Source organism: Neobacillus sp. S1227, from assembly GCF_055385255.1.
This window is the reverse complement of record NZ_AP038276.1, coordinates 3,155,324-3,176,914: the sequence shown is the minus strand read 5'-3', so window position 1 is coordinate 3,176,914 and position 21,591 is coordinate 3,155,324. Positions and strand designations below refer to the sequence as shown.

Genomic DNA, 21,591 nt, shown 5'->3' with positions numbered 1-21,591 from the left:
AAGTTGAACTTTGCTGTACTGGTTTTTCCTGGTTCAAATTGCGATATAGATATGTATAAAGCTGTTTTAGATACGATTGAACAACCTGTCGACTATGTATGGCATCTTGAGACGGACCTGGCAAAGTATGATGCGATTCTTGTCCCTGGAGGTTTTTCTTATGGAGATTATTTGCGTCCAGGGGCGGTAGCGAGCCTATCTCCTGTTATGGAGCAAGTAAAAATAGCAGCGGAAGAAGGTAAATTGGTGCTTGGTGTCTGCAATGGATTTCAAATCTTAACGGAAGCAGGATTATTGCCAGGAGCCTTACGGAGAAACCAACGCTTAAAGTTTCACTGCGACACGATTGATTTAAAAGTAGAAAACAACAAAACTCCATTCACCTTAGAATACCTGGAAGGCGAAACGATCCGTATTCCCATTGCCCATGGGGACGGAAATTATTATTGTGACGAAGAAACGCTGACTCAATTAGAGCAGAAAAATCAAATCGTATTCAGGTATAAGGGGACAAATCCTAATGGTTCCGTTTCTGAGATAGCCGGTGTAATCAACGAGAGGGGAAATGTTTTAGGCTTAATGCCCCATCCGGAACGTGCCGTACATAAATGGCTTGGGTCAGATGACGGAAGGCGGATGTTTTCTTCTATATTAAATTACTGGAGGCGACAGCATGGCACAGTATAATGAACCGACTCCTGAGCAAATTGTTGAGCAAAAGATTTATCGAGAAATGGGATTGACGGACGAAGAGTTCGATAAAGTGATCGAGATTCTCGGACGGAAACCCAATTATACGGAAACGGGCATTTTTAGTGTCATGTGGTCCGAGCATTGCAGCTATAAAAATTCAAAGGTAGTGCTCAAACGGTTCCCCACTTCCGGTCCTCACGTGCTGCAGGGCCCTGGAGAAGGAGCGGGCATTGTCGATATTGGCGATCATCAAGCAGTCGTGTTTAAAATTGAAAGCCACAATCATCCATCGGCCATTGAGCCCTATCAAGGTGCAGCTACAGGGGTTGGCGGTATTATTCGTGATGTTTTTTCGATGGGTGCAAGACCGATTGCTTTATTGAACTCACTAAGGTTTGGGGAACTGGATAACCCAAAAACCAAATATATTTTTGAAAATGTGGTGGCGGGTATTGCCGGATACGGCAACTGTATGGGAATCCCTACGGTTGCAGGAGAGATCTACTTTGATTCATCCTATGAAGGAAATCCGCTGGTAAATGCCATGTGTGTTGGCTTAATCGACCATGATCAAATTCAAAAAGGGGTAGCTAAAGGAATTGGCAATCCCGTCATTTATGTTGGTGCAGCGACGGGAAGAGATGGGATTCATGGAGCGACATTTGCTTCAGAAGAGTTAAGTGAAAATTCCGAAGCGAAACGCCCTGCGGTTCAAGTTGGCGATCCATTTATGGAAAAATTGCTGCTGGAAGCGACTCTTGAATTGATCACTTCTGGTCACGTTGTCGGTATTCAGGATATGGGGGCGGCCGGATTAACAAGCTCCAGCTCGGAAATGGCCAGTAAAGCGGGAAATGGCATTGAACTCGACCTTGACCTTGTTCCCCAGCGTGAAAAAGGAATGACGGCCTATGAAATGATGCTTTCAGAATCCCAAGAAAGAATGCTGGTTGTGGCAAAAAAAGGAAAAGAAGAGGATGTAAAAAAGATTTTTGATAAATGGAGATTACACTCTGCTGTAATTGGCAGGGTCACAGATGATAACCTGCTCCGGCTGCTTCATAAAGGGGAGGTGGTGGCCGAAATCCCGGCAGATAAGCTAGCGGAGGATGCGCCGGTATATTGTAAGCCATCTAAAGTTGCTCCTTACTATGAACAATATTCCTCAGTTGATTCGGCTGTAGCCATTGAAGAGCCCAGCGATTATCATTCCGTTTTAAAGCAGCTGTTGGCATCACCTACGATTGCAAGTAAGGAGTGGGTCTACCAGCAGTACGACTATATGGTACGAACCAATACAGCCGTCATCCCTGGATCGGATGCCGCTGTTGTTGCCCTTCGTGGAACACGAAAAGCATTGGCGATGACAACAGATTGCAACGGAAGGTATGTTTACCTTGATCCATACGTTGGAGGTGCCATTGCTGTGGCGGAAGCGGCTCGTAATGTCGTCTGTTCCGGTGCGGAGCCATTAGCTATTACGGATAACTTAAACTTTGGGAGCCCTGAAAAACCGGAAATCTTCTGGCAGTTTGAAAAGGCGGCAGATGGAATCAGTGAAGCGTGCCGTCAGTTGAATACACCGGTCATTGGCGGTAACGTCAGCCTTTATAACGAGACAAAGGGAGAAGCCATTTATCCAACACCTACAATTGGAATGGTCGGGTTAATCAAAGATATCGACCATATCACTACCCAGGAATTTAAAAAAGAGGGGGACCTCATCTTTTTATTGGGAGAAACCAAAGCAGAAATTGGCGGCTCCGAATACCAAAAGATCATGACAGGGAAAATGGAAGGTCGGCCGCCGCTAATTAACCTTGATTTGGAAAAGAATGTTCAGGCTTTTACCCTTAAGGCAATTCAAGAAGGCTTGGTGCAATCAGCCCATGATACAGCTGAAGGCGGATTGGCTGTTGCTCTAGCGGAAAGCTGTATTGGCGGAAAGCTCGGCGCGGAAATTCAATTAACTGACGAACTTCGCCCAGACTTTAGCCTTTTTAGTGAATCGCAATCTCGAATCATTCTTTCCGTACCAGGAGAACACGCCGAGAAGATAAAGGAAATGGCGAAACAGCAAGGTGTGCCGATCAAAGAAATTGGGAAAGTGAGAGGCAAGGAACTGTCGATCACACATAATGGAAGAATGATCATCTCTGAGCCGATTGCTGACCTTGGAGCTGCCTGGCAGAATGCTATTCCAAACATTATGCGTTCGGGATTAAAAAAGTTAACCATGCAGGACATCTCTGCAAGTTTACCGTAAAGGAGTGAACCGGATGAGTGAGGCGTACCGTCAAGCGGGTGTCAATATAGATGCAGGCAATGAAGCAGTTGAAAGAATGAAAAAGCATGTGAAAAAAACCTTCCGTCCAGAGGTGTTAACCGGATTAGGAGGGTTCGGTGCTCTTTTTAAGCCGAACTTAACAGGAATGGAAGAGCCGGTGTTTGTTTCCGGTACGGATGGGGTAGGGACCAAATTGAAAATTGCCTTTGCCATGGACAAGCACGATACGATTGGAATCGATGCTGTGGCCATGTGTGTAAATGATGTCATCGTCCAAGGGGCCGAGCCCCTTTTTTTTCTAGATTATCTGGCCTGCGGCAAGATCATCCCCGAAAAAATTGAAGCTATCGTGAAAGGAATTGCTGATGGATGTGAACAGGCTGGATGTGCCCTGATCGGCGGAGAGACGGCTGAAATGCCGGGTATGTACCAAGATGGGGAATATGACATTGCCGGATTCACGGTAGGCATTGTGGATCAAAAACATTTGATTGATGGAACGAAAGTAAAGGAAGGCCAGGTCCTTATTGGGCTGGCTTCTAGTGGTGTACATAGCAATGGATTTTCCCTTGTCCGTAAGGTGCTATTGGAGGATGCCAAGCTATCCTTACATGACTATGTGGATGAACTAGAATCTGAACTGGGACCAGTATTACTGGAACCAACAAAAATTTATGTGAAATCCGTCCTTTCAACGATCCGGAAATACAATGTCTTTGGTCTGGTACATGTAACAGGCGGGGGCTTTTACGATAATATTCCACGGATTCTTCCTAAGGGATTACAAGCAGAAATTAGGGATGGATCATGGACGGTTCCGAAAATTTTCACCTTTATCCAAGAGGCGGGCAAAATTTCCGATTATGATATGTTCCGGACATTTAATATGGGAATTGGAATGATTCTGGTCGTAGATTCCGCAGATTCCGAGGGCATTATGGAGCATCTGCAATCGTTGGGTGAAGATGCGTTTGTGATTGGTACTGTGCAAAAAGGTACCGAAGACGTCGTATTTAAGAAGGAGTAGATATGAAGATTGCCGTTTTTGCTTCTGGTACGGGTTCTAATTTTTCAGCGATTCTGGAATCGATCCAATCGAAAAAAATCACCAACGTTGAAGTGGTTTTACTCGTCAGCGACCGCCCCGAAGCCCTTGCGGTTCAGAAAGCAAGGGAGGCAGGGATCCCAGTGTTTACGTTTAAAGCGAAAGATTTTTTAGACAAACGAGCCTATGAAGAAAAGATACTTGAAGAGTTATCACAAAGGCAGGTTGAGTTTATCGTATTGGCTGGGTATATGAGACTGTTAGGACAGGTTTTACTCATGGCCTTTGATAGAAAAATCATCAATGTCCACCCGTCCTTATTGCCTGCATTCGCAGGGAAGGATGCCATTGGCCAAGCGCTTGATTATGGGGTCAAGGTGACCGGTGTGACGGTACATTATGTAGATGAAGGGATGGATACAGGTCCTATTATCGCCCAACAAGCTGTCACCGTTGCCCCGGATGAGACCAGAGAAACATTAGTAAAAAGGATTCAAGCCATGGAGCACCAATTATTACCGGAAGTGATCCATCGTCTAGCGAATAGCGAGGAAGTAAATGACAAAGGCTTTGATTAGTGTTTCCGATCTGGGCAAATCGTCGAACTTGCAAAGGAATTAGAGAAGCTTGAAGTTGAAATCATTTTTCAAACAATTGGGGTTGGAGCTGGCCAAATGAACCGGGTGGGAATCGGCAAAAAAAGCGATAGAGCTAGCCGGAGGAAAAGCGGCAGGTTCCTTCTTAGACTCCGATGCTTTTTTCCGATGCCGGACACGGTCGAGGAAGCCGCAAAGGCAGGTAATACTGCCATCATTCAACCAGGTGGTTCCATCCGGGATGAAGAATCCATTGAAGCGGCATATAAGCATGGAATCGCCATGGTGTTTACGGGCATAAGACATTATAAACACTAGGAGGGATCGGCAGAATGAAGGTGTTAGTTGTTGGGGGAGGCGGCCGTGAGCATGCCATTGTGTGGAAATTGTCTCAAAGTCCCAAGATTGAACAAATTTTTTGTGCTCCTGGCAATCCGGGAATCGCAGCATTAACGAAATGTATACCGGTTTCTGTTTCAGAAATCGAAAAATTAGCAGATTTTGCAAAAAATGAACAAATAGATGTTACGTTTGTAGGACCAGAGGAGCCTCTTGCAAAGGGGATTGTCAATTATTTTAAAAAACAGGGATTAGCGATTTATGGCCCTACAAAGGAAGCAGCGATGATTGAGGGCAGTAAGGCGTTCGCAAAAGAACTAATGATAAAATATCAAATTCCTACTGCCAAATATGCTGCTTTTACAGATTATGAGGAGGCCCTAACCTACGTTCGCAGTGAGGGGGCGCCAATCGTCATAAAAGCAGATGGTTTAGCAGCGGGAAAAGGTGTCGTTGTAGCAAATAAACTGGATGAAGCTGAGGAAGCGCTAAAAAGTATGATGAAAGAAGTCACGTTTGGTTCGGCTGGAGCAAGAGTGGTTGTCGAGGAGTATCTGGAAGGAGAAGAAATGACCTTGCTCGCTTTTGTCAATGGGACGACTGTGAAGCCAATGGTTCCGGCACAAGATCATAAGCCTGTGTTTGATGGCGATGAGGGGCCTAACACAGGTGGAATGGGAACATACGCGCCATTACCTCAAATTGATTCATCCCTGGTTGAAAGGATTGTCCGAGAAATCGTCCTCCCAACAGTAAGAGGAATGGAAGCAGAAGGCTGCCCCTTTGAGGGGATTCTTTATACGGGATTGATGCTGACCAAGGAAGGGCCTAAGGTGATTGAATATAATGCACGCTTTGGTGATCCGGAAACACAGGTCGTTCTTCCTCTTTTAGAAACAGATTTACTTGATATCGTAATCGCAAGCATCTCCGGTGAATTAGAAAAAGTAGACGTGAAATGGAAAGACAAGTCGGCTGTTTGCGTAATTATGTCTTCTGCCGGCTACCCGGGCCCATACGAGAAAGGCTGTGTCATTCATGGATTGGATCAGGTTGCTGATCCGGCGATCGTTTTTCATGCTGGCACCTCTGAACAGGAGGGCAAAATCCTGACCAGCGGTGGACGTGTTCTTGGGATTACTGCAATAGGGGATACCTTGAAAGAAGCGAGGAATTTGGCATACCAGTCCGTAGAAAAGATCTCTTTTGAAGGAGCGCATTACCGGACCGATATTAGTTCCAAGGCTTTTTTATAAAATGCTTGAAGCATATATAAATAAGATGAAAGGCAGGAGTGAAAGTATGGATAAAAACAAAGGGAAAACACCAAATATTTCGGGTAGTTTTCAAGTAGTTGCAGATGACCGAAAAGATACTATTGAGGAATTGAAAAGAGACAATAAACTAGATGAAGAAACGGAATACTATGCACGAATTTTTATGGAAGATTAGGGGTTTTTAACTATAAACGGATATGTATAATAGAAAAGTAGAAAAGTTAGGGAGCTGGGTACCAAAGCTCCCTGAAATATTTGATTGTACATCGATCCACTGAATCCTTGAAAAATGACAGTCAAGGGCCTTCGCAAATGCTTTTACTTTCGTTGTTTTCCCCGTACCGGGCAAATCCTTAAGCAGCACATTCCTCTCTGTTAACAGGATGCAATGAGAAGAAGGAAAAATCACTTAAAATTTGTTGCCGGAAATGCAATTATTTTAAAGGATATTTACAAAAAATTCAGAATATAATATATAAAAGGATGTAAGAAGGGGTATACTTGAGACGAATAGCTGATTTATTGTGGGAAGGTTTTACTTTAAGACAGATTTTCCATAAAAAAATAGTTATACCGTATCTTCTGTTTTTAAGTTTTCTTATTTTATTTGAACTATATTTGATTATTTTTCTGTTTACATCGCTTCAAATAATTGCCCCAATTGGCTATAAGGCTACTTTATATTTTTATGGTATTGTATTATTTTTAATTTTCCTTTTTGGTTATTCACTCATGGTCTTTATTGAAACAGTTAAGGGAATTAGGAGAAAAAAAGGTTTGCTTATCTAACCAGCCAATAAAGAGGTTGGTTTTTTTGTTTTATCGCAGCTGTTATTGGTTGAAAGGTTCCACTTCCGTGTTTATAAGTTGTTTATTTCGGGTCTAGAAATATTTTATTGACAATTTTATGAATTTAAACTATTATCGCTATATAGTAAATTAAAAATTTTAAGTGTACATTTTCTTCTTATCAAGAGAGGTGGAGGGACTGGCCCTTTGAAGCCTCGGCAGCAGGTTCTTTTGAATACTGTGCCAATTCCATCAAGCGCATTGCTTGAAAGATGAGAAGAGGGTTTTGAAACTCTCTTCTTAGGAGGAGAGTTTTTTATATATACATAAATCATACTTAAACAATAGGAAAACTAGAGAATTAGAACAGTAGAGGAGAGAATTCAAATGAAATATGGTTTTTGGTTACCGATTTTTGGAGGCTGGTTGCGTAATGTGGAGAATGAACATATGCCGCCAACCTTTGATTATGCAAAGAAAGTCATACAATCAGCGGAAAAATGGGGATATTCGACTACCTTAATAGCTGAATTATATTTAAATGATATTAAAGGACCAGAGCATGATTCTCTTGAAGCCTGGTCCACCGCAGCGGCACTTGCTGCAGTGACGGAAAAAATTGAAATTATGACGGCGATTCGTCCTGGTTTTCATAATCCTGCCGTAGCGGCAAAAATGGCAGCGAATATTGATCAAATCAGTAATGGGCGTTTTACGCTTAACGTTGTTTCTGCTTGGTGGGCAGAAGAAGCACGTCAGTATGGCGGTATTTTTACGGAACATGATGAGCGTTATGCTCGTACCGAAGAGTTTATTGATGTCCTAAAAGGTTTATGGACAGAAGAGACCTTCGATTTTTCCGGCCAATTTTACGACTTAAAAGACACGAAGCTTGCTCCGAAACCTGTTCAACGACCAAACCCGATTCTTTATGCAGGCGGTGAAAGTGAAAAAGGCAAGCAGACCATTGCCGAAAAATGTGATGCTTATGTGATGCACGGTGGCACAGTGGAAGAGATTGATCGAAAAATAGCCGATATGAAGGCACGCCGCGAACAAACGGGCAAAGCGCCATTTAGTTCATTTGGCATGGCTGCATATGTTATTTGCCGTGATACAGAAGAGGAGGCTTTAGCTGAGCTTGAAAAAATCACGACTGTAAAGGATTCTAGCGGTTATGCGGGCTTTAAAGACTTCACTACAAAATCACACTTAGAGCAGCAAATCCAATTACAGGATTACTCTGTATCCAATCGAGGCCTAAGGCCGAACTTAGTAGGAACACCTGAGCAAATTGCCGATCGGATTTTACAATATGAAGAAGCTGGCTTAGACTTATTGTTGTTACAATTTTCACCTCAATTAGAGGAAATGGAACGCTTTGCCAAGCAGGTTATGCCATTAGTTGAACAAAAACGCAGTTTAATAACCAACTAGAGAGGGGTCTTAAAGATGAGCAAGGTATATGTGATACATGAAAATAGTGAGTGGACCATCCATTTAACAAAAAGGTTAGAGGAACTTGGTGTTCCTTATGAAGAATGGCATTTGGACGAAGGAACGTTAGATTTATCGACAGAACCGCCAGAAGGAATCTTCTATAGCCGAATGAGTGCTTCTTCTCATACTCGTGATCATCGTTTTGCAGCGGAATTTACCGGACAAGTATTGGCTTGGCTTGAAGAACATGGACGGACGGTGTTAAATGGAACGAGCGCTCTTAAGCTAGAGGTTAGCAAGGTTTTACAATATTTAGAGTTAAATAAGTATGGTGTGAAGACGCCAAAAACGATTGCAGCGGTTGGAAAACAAAGCATTCTTAAGGCTGCAGAGGCGTTTGCAGGTAAGTCTTTTATTACGAAGCATAACCGTGCCGGTAAAGGCTTAGGTGTTCAATTATTCCATAGTGTAGAAGCGTTAAAAGCTTATGTGGAAGGACCGACTTTCGAAGAACCGGTCGATGGCATCACCCTTATTCAAGAGTATATTCAATCACCTGAAAGCTACATCACTCGTTGTGAGTTTGTAGGAGGAAACTTTGTCTATGCCGTTAAGGTGGATACGTCGGAAGGTTTTGAACTTTGCCCAGCGGATGCCTGCCAAATTGGCGATTTATTCTGCCCGGTCGGAGAAGAAGTGGAAGAGAAGCCTAAGTTCCAAATCATTGAAGGTTTTGAGGACGAAATCCTAGAAAAATATAAGAAGGTTCTAGCTGGCAATAATATTCAGGTGGCTGGAATCGAGTTCATCAGAAATGCGGATGGTGAAATTTATACTTACGATATTAATACAAACACAAACTATAATTCTGATGCCGAAGCAAAAGCTGGAAAATATGGTATGCTCGAAGTTGCTTTATTCTTGAAGAAGACATTAGAAGAGAATGTCCGGGAAAACGTATTAAATTAATGTTGTAAAAAAGATTGCCAGTATAACTTATGCAATTGGTTATACTGGCAATTTTTGTTTATTAGGTTCAGTTATAACTGAAACGGAAATATTCCGTTTAAATTAGGAAATACTCTTATTTCCTTAAAAATAAAGGAAGTTTTTCCGTTTATTTGATTCAAATCTTTGGATTTTGTCTTATTTAGAGCGCATAATCGGAATTTCTTCGCTTATATTTGCTTGGTAAGCTTCCTCATTATACATTAGCCGGAAATTCTCCGCCTATGAATTCTCGTACCTATACGAAAATCTACAATGAATATTATGCGAGCCTATTATGAAAAATCGTTAGGGTCTTATAGTATGTGCTGTTTTTTTATGTGCCTTCTTAGAAAAAGGGAGTATAGTCCATATCAAAAATTATGATAAATGACTCTTGTTACAAATGCATGCGTATTATATTGTTAAAACAACTTCAACATGACCATTTACTATTTGCTTTGTTTATGTAGTTTTTTCCAATAGTAGAGTTAATTACGAAGAGTAATTAGAGTTGAAAATGTTTTTTAGAAAGGGAAAAATTATATGCTTCATATTTGGAATATTGAGAAGATCATTATAAAGACATTAAAAGACCTTAAACTAAAAATAAATGTTGAATTCAGCAATACACTCACTGCACCAATGAGTTATAACGTATCGACAAATACAATAAAGTTTAACTACCTGCAAATTAACGGATATAACGCTAAAATTAACTTTAAAGTTAAAGAATCAGATGAAAACTTTACGAAAATTATTCTTTATCATCAGCTAGGTTATTATTTAGAATTCAGGAAAAATCCACGAGTTTTAAAGACTCTCTATTATGGCAAAGAAGAAGAAAAGAAACAGCTTTTAGTAGAAGTAGAAGAGAATGCTTGGGAACATGGAAGAACATTCGTACCGGAACATCTATTAAAAGCATATGATCAAGTACGTGAATTGGATAAACTTCTTTTAAAGGTTTGAATAATTGATAGTAAAAATACTTATGAAAGATGTTTTTGACTAACTATTTGTCTTACATAGTTTTAATTTTTTTATAGGCCGAAAATACAGGTTTTTGTTCACTACCTGTATATTTTCGGCCTATTTTCATTTAAAACATATACTACAATAGGGAGCATTTATTTGTTCCTCAATTAAGCTGATTGTTTATTGTTTCTTTTTATTCGTTCTTCTTTTTTAGAAGATTTCGGCACTCTAAATAATAATATCAATCCGGCACTAAACATAAGAGCCCATATAAGGACAATTTGGTACCACAAAAATAGATTCCAGGACAGGGAATACCAGTAACAAGATGCTTTTTACATAATAATGTCTCTGGCATTTAAATGATGTATGTTCTGGCAGTATCTTTATAAATCTGAAAGAATTATTACTCAATGGGAAACCTGTATAACCCCTGAATATTTATACATATTTAGATGTAGTGCTTAATGCACTGGCAGGATAGTGCAATAAATTAAAAACATATTATAATGTACATTTTTTATAAAATGTGCTATGCAATCATTTCATTTCGGACAGGCCTTCATATTTTATTAGCATGAAAGGAGATGATTTATTTGGGTCAAAGACCTGATAAAAAAAATATTTTTGATTATATTATTATCGGTGCTGGAACAGCAGGAGGAATTATTGCAAAAAAATTAACGGACAACCATCATACTAGTGTCCTAGTTCTTGAAGCTGGAACCAATATGACTCAAGAACTAAGCAGTCCCAATATTGCAGTGGCTCTCGCTAATGCGACCGATAATCGACATTCGTTTAATGTCGCAACTATACTAGAGCAATCAATTGGCCGTCAAATTATCACAGAAAGTGGACGAGCCATTGGTGGAAGTTCTGAACACAATGCCATGTACGCAGTACGGGGAAGTAGTGATCTTTATGATACTTGGGCAAATCTGAGTGGAAATCCCCTTTGGAATTATAATAGTCTCCTCCCTTTATTTAGGGAAAATGAAACCTACACTGGAGCGTCACAAGAACCTCAAAATCGTGGATTTAAAGGTCCAATTTTTATAAGACAGCAAAATATTCCTAATCAAGGATTAATCCAAACCTTAACAGAAGCTGCACACCAAGTGTTTGGTATCCCAATTGAGGAAGACTACAATACAGGAATAAGAGATGTCTTGTCCCCAAAAGGACAATTTACGCAAAAGATGGAAAATGGCAACCTTGTTCGTTCGTCCGTAGCAACAGGATATTTAAACAGCCAAGTTGTCACTCAAGGGAATGAGTTCCAACCAGATGAATTTGGAGTTAATGGTAGAAGATTAGTCATTCTAGCCAAAACAACTGTAAACAAAATACTGTTTAAAAACAAACATGGTAACAAAATCGCTGTTGGTGTTGAGTTTGTTCGAAATGGGGTCTCCGAAGTAAGGTATGCTCGAAAGGGGGTTATTGTCTCCGCTGGTCAATTTTCTTCCGTTGTCCTCCAACGATCCGGGATTGGAAAACCCGAAGATTTAGCTAAAGCTGGCATAACGACTTTGGTTGACAGCCCGAATGTGGGACACAACTTCCAATGTCAATTTGCAGTAGGTATGGGAGTAAGAGTAAGAAATAACCGAATTCTTCAGGTATTGGCCGCTGATCCAAATCAACCAATTGCCCTTACCGGATTCAAAAAAGAGGATAACCCGATCGGGGGACGTCGTCTTCAATTATTAGGTTTTCCTCTTCCTATTTTTGTACCTGTTCAAGATGTACTCATCAACGGGTGGCAGTTTAACCCAGACCCAAATGCAGAAACCAATGTTATGAGTATTGGGATTGCCGATGTAAACCCAAGAAGCAGAGGCACCGTGATGATTGCTCATAGTGATCCTGAGGCTTATCCGACCATTGATTTAAATCCGCTTCACGAACAAAACGATGTAGATTTCATGGTGCAAAAATATATTGAAACTTATGATATGATTCTAAAGGCTCGTCAGCTTGACCCGCGAGGTTTGTATGAGGTCGTGTATCCAAATGAAAGGATATTCCAATTGCCAGATGCAGAGAAGAGGGCCATGTTAGCTAATTTTGTCCATGCTTCCTATTTAGCCTTCGACCATTACGGGGGTCAATGTAAAATGGGAAGAACGATTGCTGATGGAGTTGTAGATGGATTCCTAAATGTTTTTGGAACAAAAAATCTTAAAGTGGCTGACCTTTCTATCGCTCCAATCTTACCTGATGGTAATACGGTTTTAGGGGCAGAAGTGATTGGTTTAAATGCTGTAAGATTCATTCAAAGTAATCAGAATCCTATTGTGATTGATGATGATGAATTTGAGGATATTGTAGATTCTGATGAAAGCAGTGACGAAAGTTCTAACGAAAGTAGCGACCATCATCACCACCATCACCATGAAAGTAGTGACGAGAGCAGTAGTTAGCATTTAATAATACAAAGAAAGACCGTTTCTAACTATGATAGGGCCGGTCTTTTTAGAACCCAAAACCAACAGTTTATGGCAAGTAAAAAATGGTTCTTACGCTAAACTGGTGAAGGACCTTTTTTTCTCCTTTTGTAGTATAATAAAAATCAAAAGGAGTGCTAAACATGAACTCTATTTGTTGGTCATCTCCTGATCCTTTCCTTGAAGTTCTTCACATTTGTGAAGAAGAATCTTCATTTCAAATTACTATTCAAAGCACACATCAGTCTAGTCCATGTCCTCATTGCGGTGTAAGATCTTTTCGTCCTCATAGCCGTTATTCTCGTCTCATTAAAGATCTACCTATCGGTGAAAAATCAGTCTCTCTCCTACTAATCTCAAAAAAATGGTTTTGTGATAACTATTCTTGTGATAAGAACATTTTTACAGAGCGTTACGATTGGGTGCCTGCGAAAGGTCGTAGAACATTTCGAGCTGAGGAAGTTTTGCGTAAAATCGCTTTTGCATCCAGTTGTTTAAATGGAGAAAAAGTAGCGAAAGCAATCCATCTTCCAGTAAGTCATGATGTATTACTCTCGATTATTCGAAAAACGGAGATCAAACCAGATATTTCTCCCTTTTGTCGGAATTGATGACTTTGCCTTTCTCAAAGGACATAGTTATGGCACCATTATATGCGACTTGATAACCCATCAACCTGTTGCATTACTTCCTAATAGAAAGCCTGAAACGGTTACCGCCTGGCTGAATGGACAAAGATTTATAGAGGTTGTCAGTCGGGATGGGTTTCGAGCTTTTCGTCAAGCTATCTCTCAAGCATCTTCTACCATTTCTCAAGTATATGATCGTTGGCATTTTATTCGTGCAGCGAAAAGACAAGTTGATACTTGTCTAGTTTCCATTCTTCCAGCGTTGATTACATTGAACAAAAGGGAAGACCAGACCAACCTTGTACAGGCTGAAACCAAACAAGAACGTATTCAACTGGAACGTAACGAAAAGAAATTCGATTTGATTCAAACTGTCCAACAAGAATACCAGAAGGGGAAGAAGAAATCAGTATTAGCAAAAGAGTTTGATTTAGATCCCAGGACGATTACAAAATATCTAAAAACAACGAACTCGCCACTTATTAAACCTAGAGGGAAAAGAAAACGCCAGACAGCAGAGTTTCATGAGCAAATTGAGGAACTTGAACGAAAAGGACATACGATTAAGCAAATTGATTCAATTATTCGTGATTATGGGTATACTGGCACGCTTTCTGGAGTGCGTGTGGCAGTTGAAAGTATTCGCAAAGAAAGAAAATACCAACATTCCCAATCTCAAACACAAAGAATTTCACGCCAACAAGTAAGTGCCTACATATGGAAACTTCATTCAACCCTTACAGAACAAGAGTGTTACTTACTTAAACAATGCTTTACAGACTATCCCTCGCTTAAACCTTTTTATGAAACGGTTCAAACATTTAAAAAAGCATGGGAAGATTATGATTACAATGCCTTTTTAGATTGGTTAAAACAACAATTGTCCACTCGAACCAACCATTTGTATAGATTCGCTTTACAAATACGGAGTGATCTTCAAGCAATCAAACAAACCTTTCTTTCCCCGTTTAGTAATGGATTGATAGAAGGGCATGTCCATCGATTAAAACTCATAAAACGAATGATGTATGGACGTGCCAAACTAGATTTACTTGAAAAGCGAGTTCTCTATCACCTATAAAAGATTATTTTCAAAAAACTTTTCTGTACAAGAAACCTTCTAAATATCACTTTTTCACCAAAAACTCGTAAGAACCTAAAAAATGATGTAAATGGCAATTAATCATGTGTTCTTGCCAATTCCTCTTTGTTCAATAACTCATTATGCAATAAGAAGAGAGTCAGTTTTTTGCAGAAGTAAAAGAGAATGCTTGGGAACATGGAAGAACATTCGTACCAGAACACCTATTAAAAGCATATGATCAAGTACGTGAATTGGATAAACTTCTGTTAAAGGTATGAATAAATGATTCTATTTATTTTACATACTTTACATTTTTTATAGGCCGAAAATATACAGGTGTGTTTTTTCACTACCTGTATATTTTCGGCCTATTTTTATTCAAAACATCTTAATTAAGCTGATTGCTTTTTGTTTCTTTTTATTCGTTCTTCTTCTTTTTTAGAAGCTTTAGATACTCTAAATAATAATATCAAACCGGCACTTAACATAAGAGTCCATACAAGGACAAATTTGGTACCACTAAAATAGATTCCAGAGACAGGGATCACTAGTAACAAGATGCTTTTTAGATAATAATTTATTTTAGGATTTAGGACCATTAATAGCGATATAATCACAAGCACCGATGCTATCGTGTTAACACCCAAAAAGGAAAGGGGCGTATAATTTACATAGAAGTAATACCCAAATGACCCTACTATTGCAAATAGGGAGAGATAAAACCTTATCCATGCATGTTTGTAAAACAGAATCCATACAGCAATAAAATTAATTCCTGCACACACTCCAACTACAAATAATGTATGCGGAAAAGTACTAATAGGCTCTTTCATAAAGTTCAGAATGAATTTGAAGTCGAAAAAAACAGCCCCTGTAACAAGAATCTTAAAGACTAGTTTTATCCAAAACAACTCTACTTTCTTTTTTTTATTTGACGAAAAGAAATTAAATATCGAGGGTAGTCCCGTGAAGCCATTATCACCGGCTTCCTTGTTCTTCCCCATTAACATTTTATTAGATTCCTTTTTTTCTCGTTCCCTTTTGATAGCTTGCCTCGTCGGGTAATCTTTTTCTATATATTCTTCATTCTCATTTTCTACTTGTTGGTCAGTCTTAGAATAATAATCCAATGTTAAATCACCTCAAATAGTTTTTATTATTATATCTTATATCACTATAATTTGTATTTTCAAAGCTTTTTATATGGAGAGGCGCTTGGAGTTACTGCAATTGGTTAAAGTATGGAAACAAAAAATTGAAATGAAATGAGACTGGTAAATGGGGCTTATTAATAGCATTCCGAAATAGTGATAATGCTTCATAAAAGGTGTCTGAAAATAGAGAAAAGGTACCAAAATGTGGTATTTGGCGGTAAAATACTTCAAGTTATTCTCCACACATGGTAGAATGTTTAGAGTCTCAGTTTTGGAGAGTGGTTATTTTGAATAATTTTCTAGACAATTCACGGGCAACGCACAGAGCAAAAAAGAAAAAAATTAATATCATTTTAAACGGTTCCATTGTAATCGTACTGATACTTATTGGATTTGTATCATATTCGATTTTTTCGGGAGGAGATGACAAGGCAGCATCTCATAAAAGTGTTGAAACCTCAGCCGAAAAACAATCTGATCAAAATATAAAGAAGGATGAGCCAGCTGAGAAAAAGAGTTCATCAAATGATCAAACAAATGACGATTCATCGTCCAAGGATGAAACTCAAAGTGATCAAACTCAAAGTGATAAAACCAATAGTGATGATGCAGCAGACAATGCATCCACAGCTTCTTCGGATAGCTCACAGGAAAATGCACCAACATCACCTGCACCGGAAACACCGGCACAAACAGGTCAGCCGCATGTTACAAACTATGATTCAAGTTCTCAAGATTGGCAGCAGATGCTGCAGGCAATCTCTTCTGCGACTGGAATCGATCAAAGTAATATGACTGTATGGTTTTTAGGGAGCGACAAGAGCAACCCAGGCGGCTCAGTCGGGACGATATCAGCAAAAACGCAAGGCTCGCCAAAATATCGTGTGTATTTGCAATGGACTGGATCAGGCTATCAAGCCACCAATGTTGAACCAGCTTCATAATATGGAAAAATAGGATGTACTAAAGGAACATTCTAAGGCTGTCTAGAAACACTAGGCAGCCTTTTTATTTCGCTTGGGAGTTACATTAAGGGATGTCGTAAAGATGTCTCTATCGCGATAAGAATATTTTTTGGACTCAATCCGTCAAAGGATTGGGTCTTTTTTGTTAATGAAGAGTGCGAATGTATATTCTGTAATAAGATGTGAGAGTAGGATTAGGGGTAATCTGAGAGTACTTCAATCTTGAGGTCCATCTACGCATCGAAGGAACAGGAATGTTATTTTTAACTCATACTTAGTTTAGTTAAACAAAGGAAAAAAGTTTTTAACTTTAAATTTTGATTATTATAAAAAATCTAAGTTTATGTCGTTTGATGTCTGCGTTATAATGAAAGTGTGTTGTCGGAATTTTTATAAGATTACTAAAATAGTTCTTTATCTATATTTTTAAAAGGTGAACCTTACCAAAGGCTTATACATTTTAACGAAAATATACCACTTCGAGGAGATGGCTGTATTGTCAATAGAATTGCTATCGAAAAACACAGCGGAAGTTTTTAGTGCAATTATGAGAGAGCCCAATTGGGATAAAATGGAGTTGGAACAAGGGATTAGGAAGATTTTTTTACAAGCAAGAGAAAGTGTGGGTTCTCCTGAAGCATATTTAGAGTCACTCTTAGGGAATGTTACATTTCAATATGCATATACCAATACTGCTTTATCTTTTTTAACGGAGTGCATTGAAGAAGAGGAGTTTTTCTCGCATGAAAGCTTCCAATCCATCATGGAAAATGTTCCTAAACAAGTGAAAGATGCTAATTTCATAGCTGAAAACATGCCAAGGTTTAAGGAACTGGTATACAAAGGTGTAACCATTGAAGAACAAGTAGGCCTTGCAGAAAACATTTATTTCCATACCAAGCTAGTGAACGATTTATTGATTGGATTTATCGGGATCTTCCTGGAACCGAATAATAGGAATTATATGGAGAGTTACATGGAATATTCCTCTAAAGTAGTCGGTGATACCGTTATGCACTATTGCCAAACTTATTCCAATCATATTCTAGAAGCGATAAATTTGATGTATTCGACTAAATAGAAAGCTATTGTTCCTGAAAGTCTATTTAATTCTATACATTTGAATACAAATATCTAGGTTTGCGTCATGCGTTTGAAATTCCTCAAGTCTAGTTTTAGGCATCACTTGAATGTTTACCATTGATACTGGTCCGTTTCTTTATCCCCAAGCCAAATATTTGCTTATCATGAAGTATTTGCTATAATACTAGTTGAGTAATTTGCTTGACCAATTGAATCTTACATAGCTAGTAGGTGCCTTGTCATTGGATGAGGTTAAAAGGGAAGCCGGTGTGAATCCGGCGCGGTCCCGCCACTGTTATTCGGGGATAACCTCGCAGTTCCACTGTTCCAGCTAAGGAATGGGAAGGAGAGGAAATCACGTTACCCGTAAGCCAGGAAACCTGCCTATTAAGCTTGCCAACGAAATCCTTCGCGGAAAAGGATCGGCATAATCAGTATTAAATATGTTTATTTTTTCTGATTTTCGCGCGCCCTGTTTCCAAATTGAAACAGGGCTTTTTCGTTGTTTTGGGAAAGACTTCAAGATATCAAGCTCATCTCAATCTATAAACGAAGGGAAGAGTGGAGTAATGAAAAAGTGTTTGGCATTAATTTTGACTGTATTGATGATGGTAACAATCAGCGCATGCGGGGCAGCAAATGAATCTGCTGATGCAGATAAAAACCTAAAATCGGAAACTGCTGCAAGTGCGGAGGTAAAGAATAAAGCAACCGTTTACCCGCTTACGGTGAAGGATGCAACGGGTGCTGAAGTAACTTTTGATAAGGCGCCGGAACGAATTGTATCCACGTCTCCATCAGAAACGGAAATTCTTTTCGCTCTAGGCCTGGGCGATAAAATTTATGGAGTATCAGATTTTGATGATTACCCTAAAGAAGCAGCGACAAAGCCAAAAGTAGGCGGGGTGACAAAGCCAAATGAGGAAGCGATTATTGCTGCTAATCCGGATTTAGTAATCGGCGGCATTTCAATGAAGAATGATATTGCCGAGAAATTTCGCGGTTTAGACCTTACGTTATATAAAACTGAGCCGAAAAAGATAGAGGATATTTTAAATAATATTATCCAAATTGGCATCATTACAGATACTCAGGAAAAAGCAGAAGAACTCGTGGCTCAAATGAAGGAAGATATTCGCACAGTAACAGAAGCAGCTGCAACCATTAAGGACGAAGATAAGAAAAAAGTATATATTGAATTTTCTCCAGGCTGGACGGTTGGCAAGGGTGAATTTATGGATGAACTGATTACAATGGCTGGCGGCGTTAACATTGCCTCTGATCTGAAAGGCTGGAATGCCATTAATGAAGAGAAGATCATTCAGGATAACCCGGATGTCATTTTGTATTCCGCAAATGTTGTTGATGATAAGTCTGGCAAACCGCTCGAGGAATTAATTAAATCTCGAAGTGGCTGGGATAAGATTACAGCCATTCAAGAAGGTCGTCTGACAGGGATTGAAGGTAATCTTATGTCCAGACCCGGACCAAGAATAACAGATGCACTGAAGCAAATCGCCGCAGCCATTTATCCGGAATCGGTTAAGAAATGAAAAAAAGATTAGCAATATGGGGGGGAGCGGGTTTCGTTCTCCTTCTTTTCTCCATGGTCATTAGTTTATCACTTGGTTCTGCGAATCTAGCCCTTTCGCAAGTTTGGGGGATTCTCTTACACCAGCTGCCTATTTTACAAAGTCTCATAGATTCCAGCTGGCCAGAATCAGCTGAGCAAATCATTTTAAAAGTTCGTTTGCCGCGTGTTGTTCTTGCCATTCTTGTTGGAGCGTGCTTATCACTTGCCGGTGCTGGCTTTCAAGGAGTGTTACGCAACCCGTTAGCGGATCCGTATACATTAGGGGTAGCATCTGGGGCTGCGGCAGGGGCTGCTTTCATTATTTTATTCGGGTTTCATACTGTTTTATTTGGTAAATGGACGATACCGCTTGTTGCATTTGTGACCGGGCTGATTAGTTTGCTGGTGGTCCTCCGTTTAGCAAATGTACAGGGAAAGTTTAAACTAGAAACAATCATTTTATCTGGGGTTGTCGTTTCTGCTTTTCTTGGGTCACTTGTTTCCTTTATGGTGTCAATGTCCGATCAGGTGGTGAATGAAATCGTCTTTTGGCTGATGGGGAGTTTGGCCTTAAGAGGTTGGGCCTTTACCTTTGTGCTCATGCCTTATTTAGCATTTGGAATAGTGGTGCTGCTGTCGTATGGACGTACACTAAATTTATTTGCATTAGGAGAGCGGCAGGCAGCACATTTGGGTGTCAACATCAAACGTACACGGCTCGTTGTGTTGGTCGTTTCCACCCTAATCACCTCTGCTGCCGTGTCAATCGTAGGAACGATTGGTTTTGTCGGACTTGTCGTCCCACACTTAGTGCGGCTAATAGTTGGGCCGGATTACCGAATATTACTGCCATTGTCTGTGATATTCGGTGCCATATATGTCCTTTGGGCAGATACAATTGCCCGTACATTACTTAACCCAACGGAAATTCCGCTCGGGGTTGTGACCGCATTTCTTGGCGCTCCATTCTTTGCGTATTTGCTTCGCAGAAACAAGCAAATGTCAGGGGGAAGTTGAATGATGTTTATTGAAGTGGAAAGCTTAAGTAAACGGTTTGACAGCCAGTCTGTCCTGGAGGATATTAGCTTTTCTGTCAAACGTGGAGAATGCTTGGGAATCATTGGACCAAACGGAAGCGGCAAGTCTACATTGCTGAAGCTATTGTCGGGAGTGGATTGTGCGACGGCCGGAAAAATTGAACTAAATGGGAAACGGATTGAACAATATACCCGCAAGGAACTAGCCAAATGGTTAGCTGTATTGCAGCAGGAATCACTGCCTCCAATTGGATTTACAGTCAGAGAGGTTATCGAACTGGGGCGGTTTCCTTTTCAAAATTGGCTAGGAGAAGAAAAAAACGAGATTGAACCACTAATCGATTCCATTATCGAAAAAATGGGGTTAACTGAGTTACGTGATCGCCTGCTTGAAAGCCTAAGCGGGGGGGAGCGGCAGCGAGTAGCGCTTGGAAAGACGATGGCCCAGCAGCCAAAGCTGCTGATGCTTGATGAGCCGACCACCTATCTCGATATTGGTCACCAAGTCCTTTTGATGGATCGGATTCGAGAATGGCAGCAAGAAGAGGATATGACCGTAATCGCGGTTCTGCATGATTTAAATCTAGCTGCACTATATTGTGATCGTTTGCTGCTGTTACATAATGGCAGAGTAGTTGAGATTGGAACACCAGAACATATCATTCGAGCAGATTTGATTCAACAAGTTTACGGTACCACACCAATCGTGATGAAACACCCCGTTTATGGTTTACCACAAATCATCCTTCAAGGAGAAACTATAGCGGAGCGGACAATTCCTATGAAGATAAGAGAGGTAATCCAGCAATAACGGATAGCTGCAAATAGGATCTTTTTTCTATTAGATTTGGAGATGCTGTTTTATTTAAAGTCTCTTTTTTAAAGTCTCTTTTCTCATATATTGTTGCTTTTAACTATATTGAAAACACCGAGTGGATTGGAGCGAAAGGCGCTTGACTCCTGCGGGAAATAGAGGAAAGGTCGAGACCCCGCAGACGGAACGTCGAGGAGGCTCGACTTCCTCCCCGCGGGTTTGCTGAGCGCCTGTAGCGGAAAGGAACGAACAGTGTTATTCCCAAAAACAACAAACTTTACGAAAAGAGCCTTTTTAAAAAATGGTAGCCTTTTTGATTCGCTAATAGAACATCGAATTTCGCTAATAAAATAGCAAAATTAGCTAAT

Annotated in this window: 19 protein-coding genes, 1 pseudogene and 2 riboswitches; of the genes and pseudogenes, 18 read left to right on the top strand and 2 right to left on the bottom strand. The window is 40.1% G+C overall.

What is annotated here, in order from left to right; genetic code table 11:
* Nucleotides 1-3: 3 nt before the first annotated feature.
* The 7 genes and pseudogenes from purQ (at nt 4) to ACZ5AE_RS15920 (ending at nt 6,412) form a co-directional block, all read left to right on the top strand.
* Nucleotides 4-687: a phosphoribosylformylglycinamidine synthase subunit PurQ gene (purQ, locus tag ACZ5AE_RS15950; protein ID WP_464565433.1), complete on the top strand. Its 684-nt coding sequence runs from the start codon at nt 4-6 to the stop codon at nt 685-687.
* Nucleotides 674-2,959 (top strand): phosphoribosylformylglycinamidine synthase subunit PurL, encoded by a 2,286-nt coding sequence (gene purL / locus ACZ5AE_RS15945; protein WP_464565431.1) that lies wholly within the window; start codon nt 674-676, stop codon nt 2,957-2,959. Before purQ ends, purL begins: the two co-directional genes overlap by 14 nt.
* A 13-nt stretch (nt 2,960-2,972) precedes the next feature.
* Nucleotides 2,973-4,007 (top strand): phosphoribosylformylglycinamidine cyclo-ligase, encoded by a 1,035-nt coding sequence (gene purM, locus ACZ5AE_RS15940; RefSeq protein WP_464565429.1) that lies wholly within the window; start codon nt 2,973-2,975, stop codon nt 4,005-4,007.
* Nucleotides 4,008-4,009: 2 nt separating this feature from the next.
* Nucleotides 4,010-4,603, top strand: coding sequence for a phosphoribosylglycinamide formyltransferase (gene purN, locus ACZ5AE_RS15935; protein ID WP_464565427.1), 594 nt, complete (start codon nt 4,010-4,012; stop codon nt 4,601-4,603).
* A 72-nt stretch (nt 4,604-4,675) separates the two neighbouring features.
* Nucleotides 4,676-4,939: pseudogene (gene purH / locus ACZ5AE_RS15930) on the top strand (bifunctional phosphoribosylaminoimidazolecarboxamide formyltransferase/IMP cyclohydrolase); the annotation flags it as partial.
* Between the two features lie 14 nt (nt 4,940-4,953).
* Nucleotides 4,954-6,216 carry a phosphoribosylamine--glycine ligase gene (purD, locus tag ACZ5AE_RS15925; protein WP_464565425.1) on the top strand — a complete coding sequence of 421 codons (1,263 nt, stop codon included), beginning with the start codon at nt 4,954-4,956 and terminating at the stop codon, nt 6,214-6,216.
* A gap of 46 nt (nt 6,217-6,262) precedes the next feature.
* Nucleotides 6,263-6,412, top strand: coding sequence for a hypothetical protein (locus tag ACZ5AE_RS15920; protein ID WP_464565423.1), 150 nt, complete (start codon nt 6,263-6,265; stop codon nt 6,410-6,412).
* A gap of 6 nt (nt 6,413-6,418) precedes the next feature.
* Here ACZ5AE_RS15920 and ACZ5AE_RS15915 read toward each other — a convergent pair whose 3' ends face one another.
* A complete protein-coding gene (locus tag ACZ5AE_RS15915; RefSeq protein ID WP_464573646.1) occupies nt 6,419-6,601 on the bottom strand; it encodes an AAA family ATPase in 183 nt (60 codons plus the stop codon).
* 600 nt (nt 6,602-7,201) lie between these two features.
* Nucleotides 7,202-7,305: riboswitch (SAM riboswitch) on the top strand.
* A gap of 108 nt (nt 7,306-7,413) precedes the next feature.
* On the opposite strand from ACZ5AE_RS15915, the gene ACZ5AE_RS15910 reads away from it, so the two are divergent.
* From ACZ5AE_RS15910 to ACZ5AE_RS15885, 6 genes are all read left to right on the top strand, one after another.
* Nucleotides 7,414-8,463 (top strand): LLM class flavin-dependent oxidoreductase, encoded by a 1,050-nt coding sequence (locus ACZ5AE_RS15910; RefSeq protein ID WP_464565421.1) that lies wholly within the window; start codon nt 7,414-7,416, stop codon nt 8,461-8,463.
* Between the two features lie 15 nt (nt 8,464-8,478).
* The gene (locus ACZ5AE_RS15905) at nt 8,479-9,435 is read left to right on the top strand and encodes an ATP-grasp domain-containing protein (RefSeq protein ID WP_464565419.1); all 957 of its coding nucleotides are present in this window, start codon (nt 8,479-8,481) and stop codon (nt 9,433-9,435) included.
* A gap of 564 nt (nt 9,436-9,999) precedes the next feature.
* Nucleotides 10,000-10,425 (top strand): hypothetical protein, encoded by a 426-nt coding sequence (locus ACZ5AE_RS15900; RefSeq protein ID WP_464565417.1) that lies wholly within the window; start codon nt 10,000-10,002, stop codon nt 10,423-10,425.
* Nucleotides 10,426-11,027: 602 nt separating this feature from the next.
* Complete coding sequence (locus tag ACZ5AE_RS15895; RefSeq protein ID WP_464565415.1) at nt 11,028-12,860, top strand: GMC family oxidoreductase; 1,833 nt, start codon at nt 11,028-11,030, stop codon at nt 12,858-12,860.
* Between the two features lie 167 nt (nt 12,861-13,027).
* Nucleotides 13,028-13,495 (top strand): transposase family protein, encoded by a 468-nt coding sequence (locus tag ACZ5AE_RS15890; RefSeq protein ID WP_464565413.1) that lies wholly within the window; start codon nt 13,028-13,030, stop codon nt 13,493-13,495.
* The gene (locus tag ACZ5AE_RS15885) at nt 13,425-14,594 is read left to right on the top strand and encodes an ISL3 family transposase (RefSeq protein WP_464565411.1); all 1,170 of its coding nucleotides are present in this window, start codon (nt 13,425-13,427) and stop codon (nt 14,592-14,594) included. Before ACZ5AE_RS15890 ends, ACZ5AE_RS15885 begins: the two co-directional genes overlap by 71 nt.
* A gap of 395 nt (nt 14,595-14,989) precedes the next feature.
* On the opposite strand, the gene ACZ5AE_RS15880 is transcribed toward ACZ5AE_RS15885, so the two are convergent.
* Nucleotides 14,990-15,727, bottom strand: a complete 738-nt coding sequence (locus ACZ5AE_RS15880; RefSeq protein WP_464565409.1) for a hypothetical protein — start codon at nt 15,725-15,727, stop codon at nt 14,990-14,992.
* Between the two features lie 311 nt (nt 15,728-16,038).
* On the opposite strand from ACZ5AE_RS15880, the gene ACZ5AE_RS15875 reads away from it, so the two are divergent.
* The 5 genes from ACZ5AE_RS15875 to ACZ5AE_RS15855 all read left to right on the top strand — a co-directional run bounded on the left by ACZ5AE_RS15875 (nt 16,039) and on the right by ACZ5AE_RS15855 (nt 21,220).
* Nucleotides 16,039-16,695: a DUF1510 family protein gene (locus tag ACZ5AE_RS15875; RefSeq protein ID WP_464565407.1), complete on the top strand. Its 657-nt coding sequence runs from the start codon at nt 16,039-16,041 to the stop codon at nt 16,693-16,695.
* Between the two features lie 517 nt (nt 16,696-17,212).
* Nucleotides 17,213-17,797: a hypothetical protein gene (locus ACZ5AE_RS15870; protein ID WP_464565405.1), complete on the top strand. Its 585-nt coding sequence runs from the start codon at nt 17,213-17,215 to the stop codon at nt 17,795-17,797.
* A gap of 214 nt (nt 17,798-18,011) precedes the next feature.
* A riboswitch (cobalamin riboswitch) is annotated at nt 18,012-18,201 on the top strand.
* Nucleotides 18,202-18,368: 167 nt separating this feature from the next.
* Nucleotides 18,369-19,352, top strand: a complete 984-nt coding sequence (locus tag ACZ5AE_RS15865) for an ABC transporter substrate-binding protein (protein ID WP_464565403.1) — start codon at nt 18,369-18,371, stop codon at nt 19,350-19,352.
* The gene (locus ACZ5AE_RS15860; RefSeq protein WP_464565401.1) at nt 19,349-20,389 is read left to right on the top strand and encodes a FecCD family ABC transporter permease; all 1,041 of its coding nucleotides are present in this window, start codon (nt 19,349-19,351) and stop codon (nt 20,387-20,389) included. The genes ACZ5AE_RS15865 and ACZ5AE_RS15860 overlap by 4 nt, the downstream gene beginning before the upstream one ends.
* Nucleotides 20,390-21,220, top strand: coding sequence for a heme ABC transporter ATP-binding protein (locus ACZ5AE_RS15855; protein ID WP_464565397.1), 831 nt, complete (start codon nt 20,390-20,392; stop codon nt 21,218-21,220).
* Nucleotides 21,221-21,591: the final 371 nt, after the last annotated feature.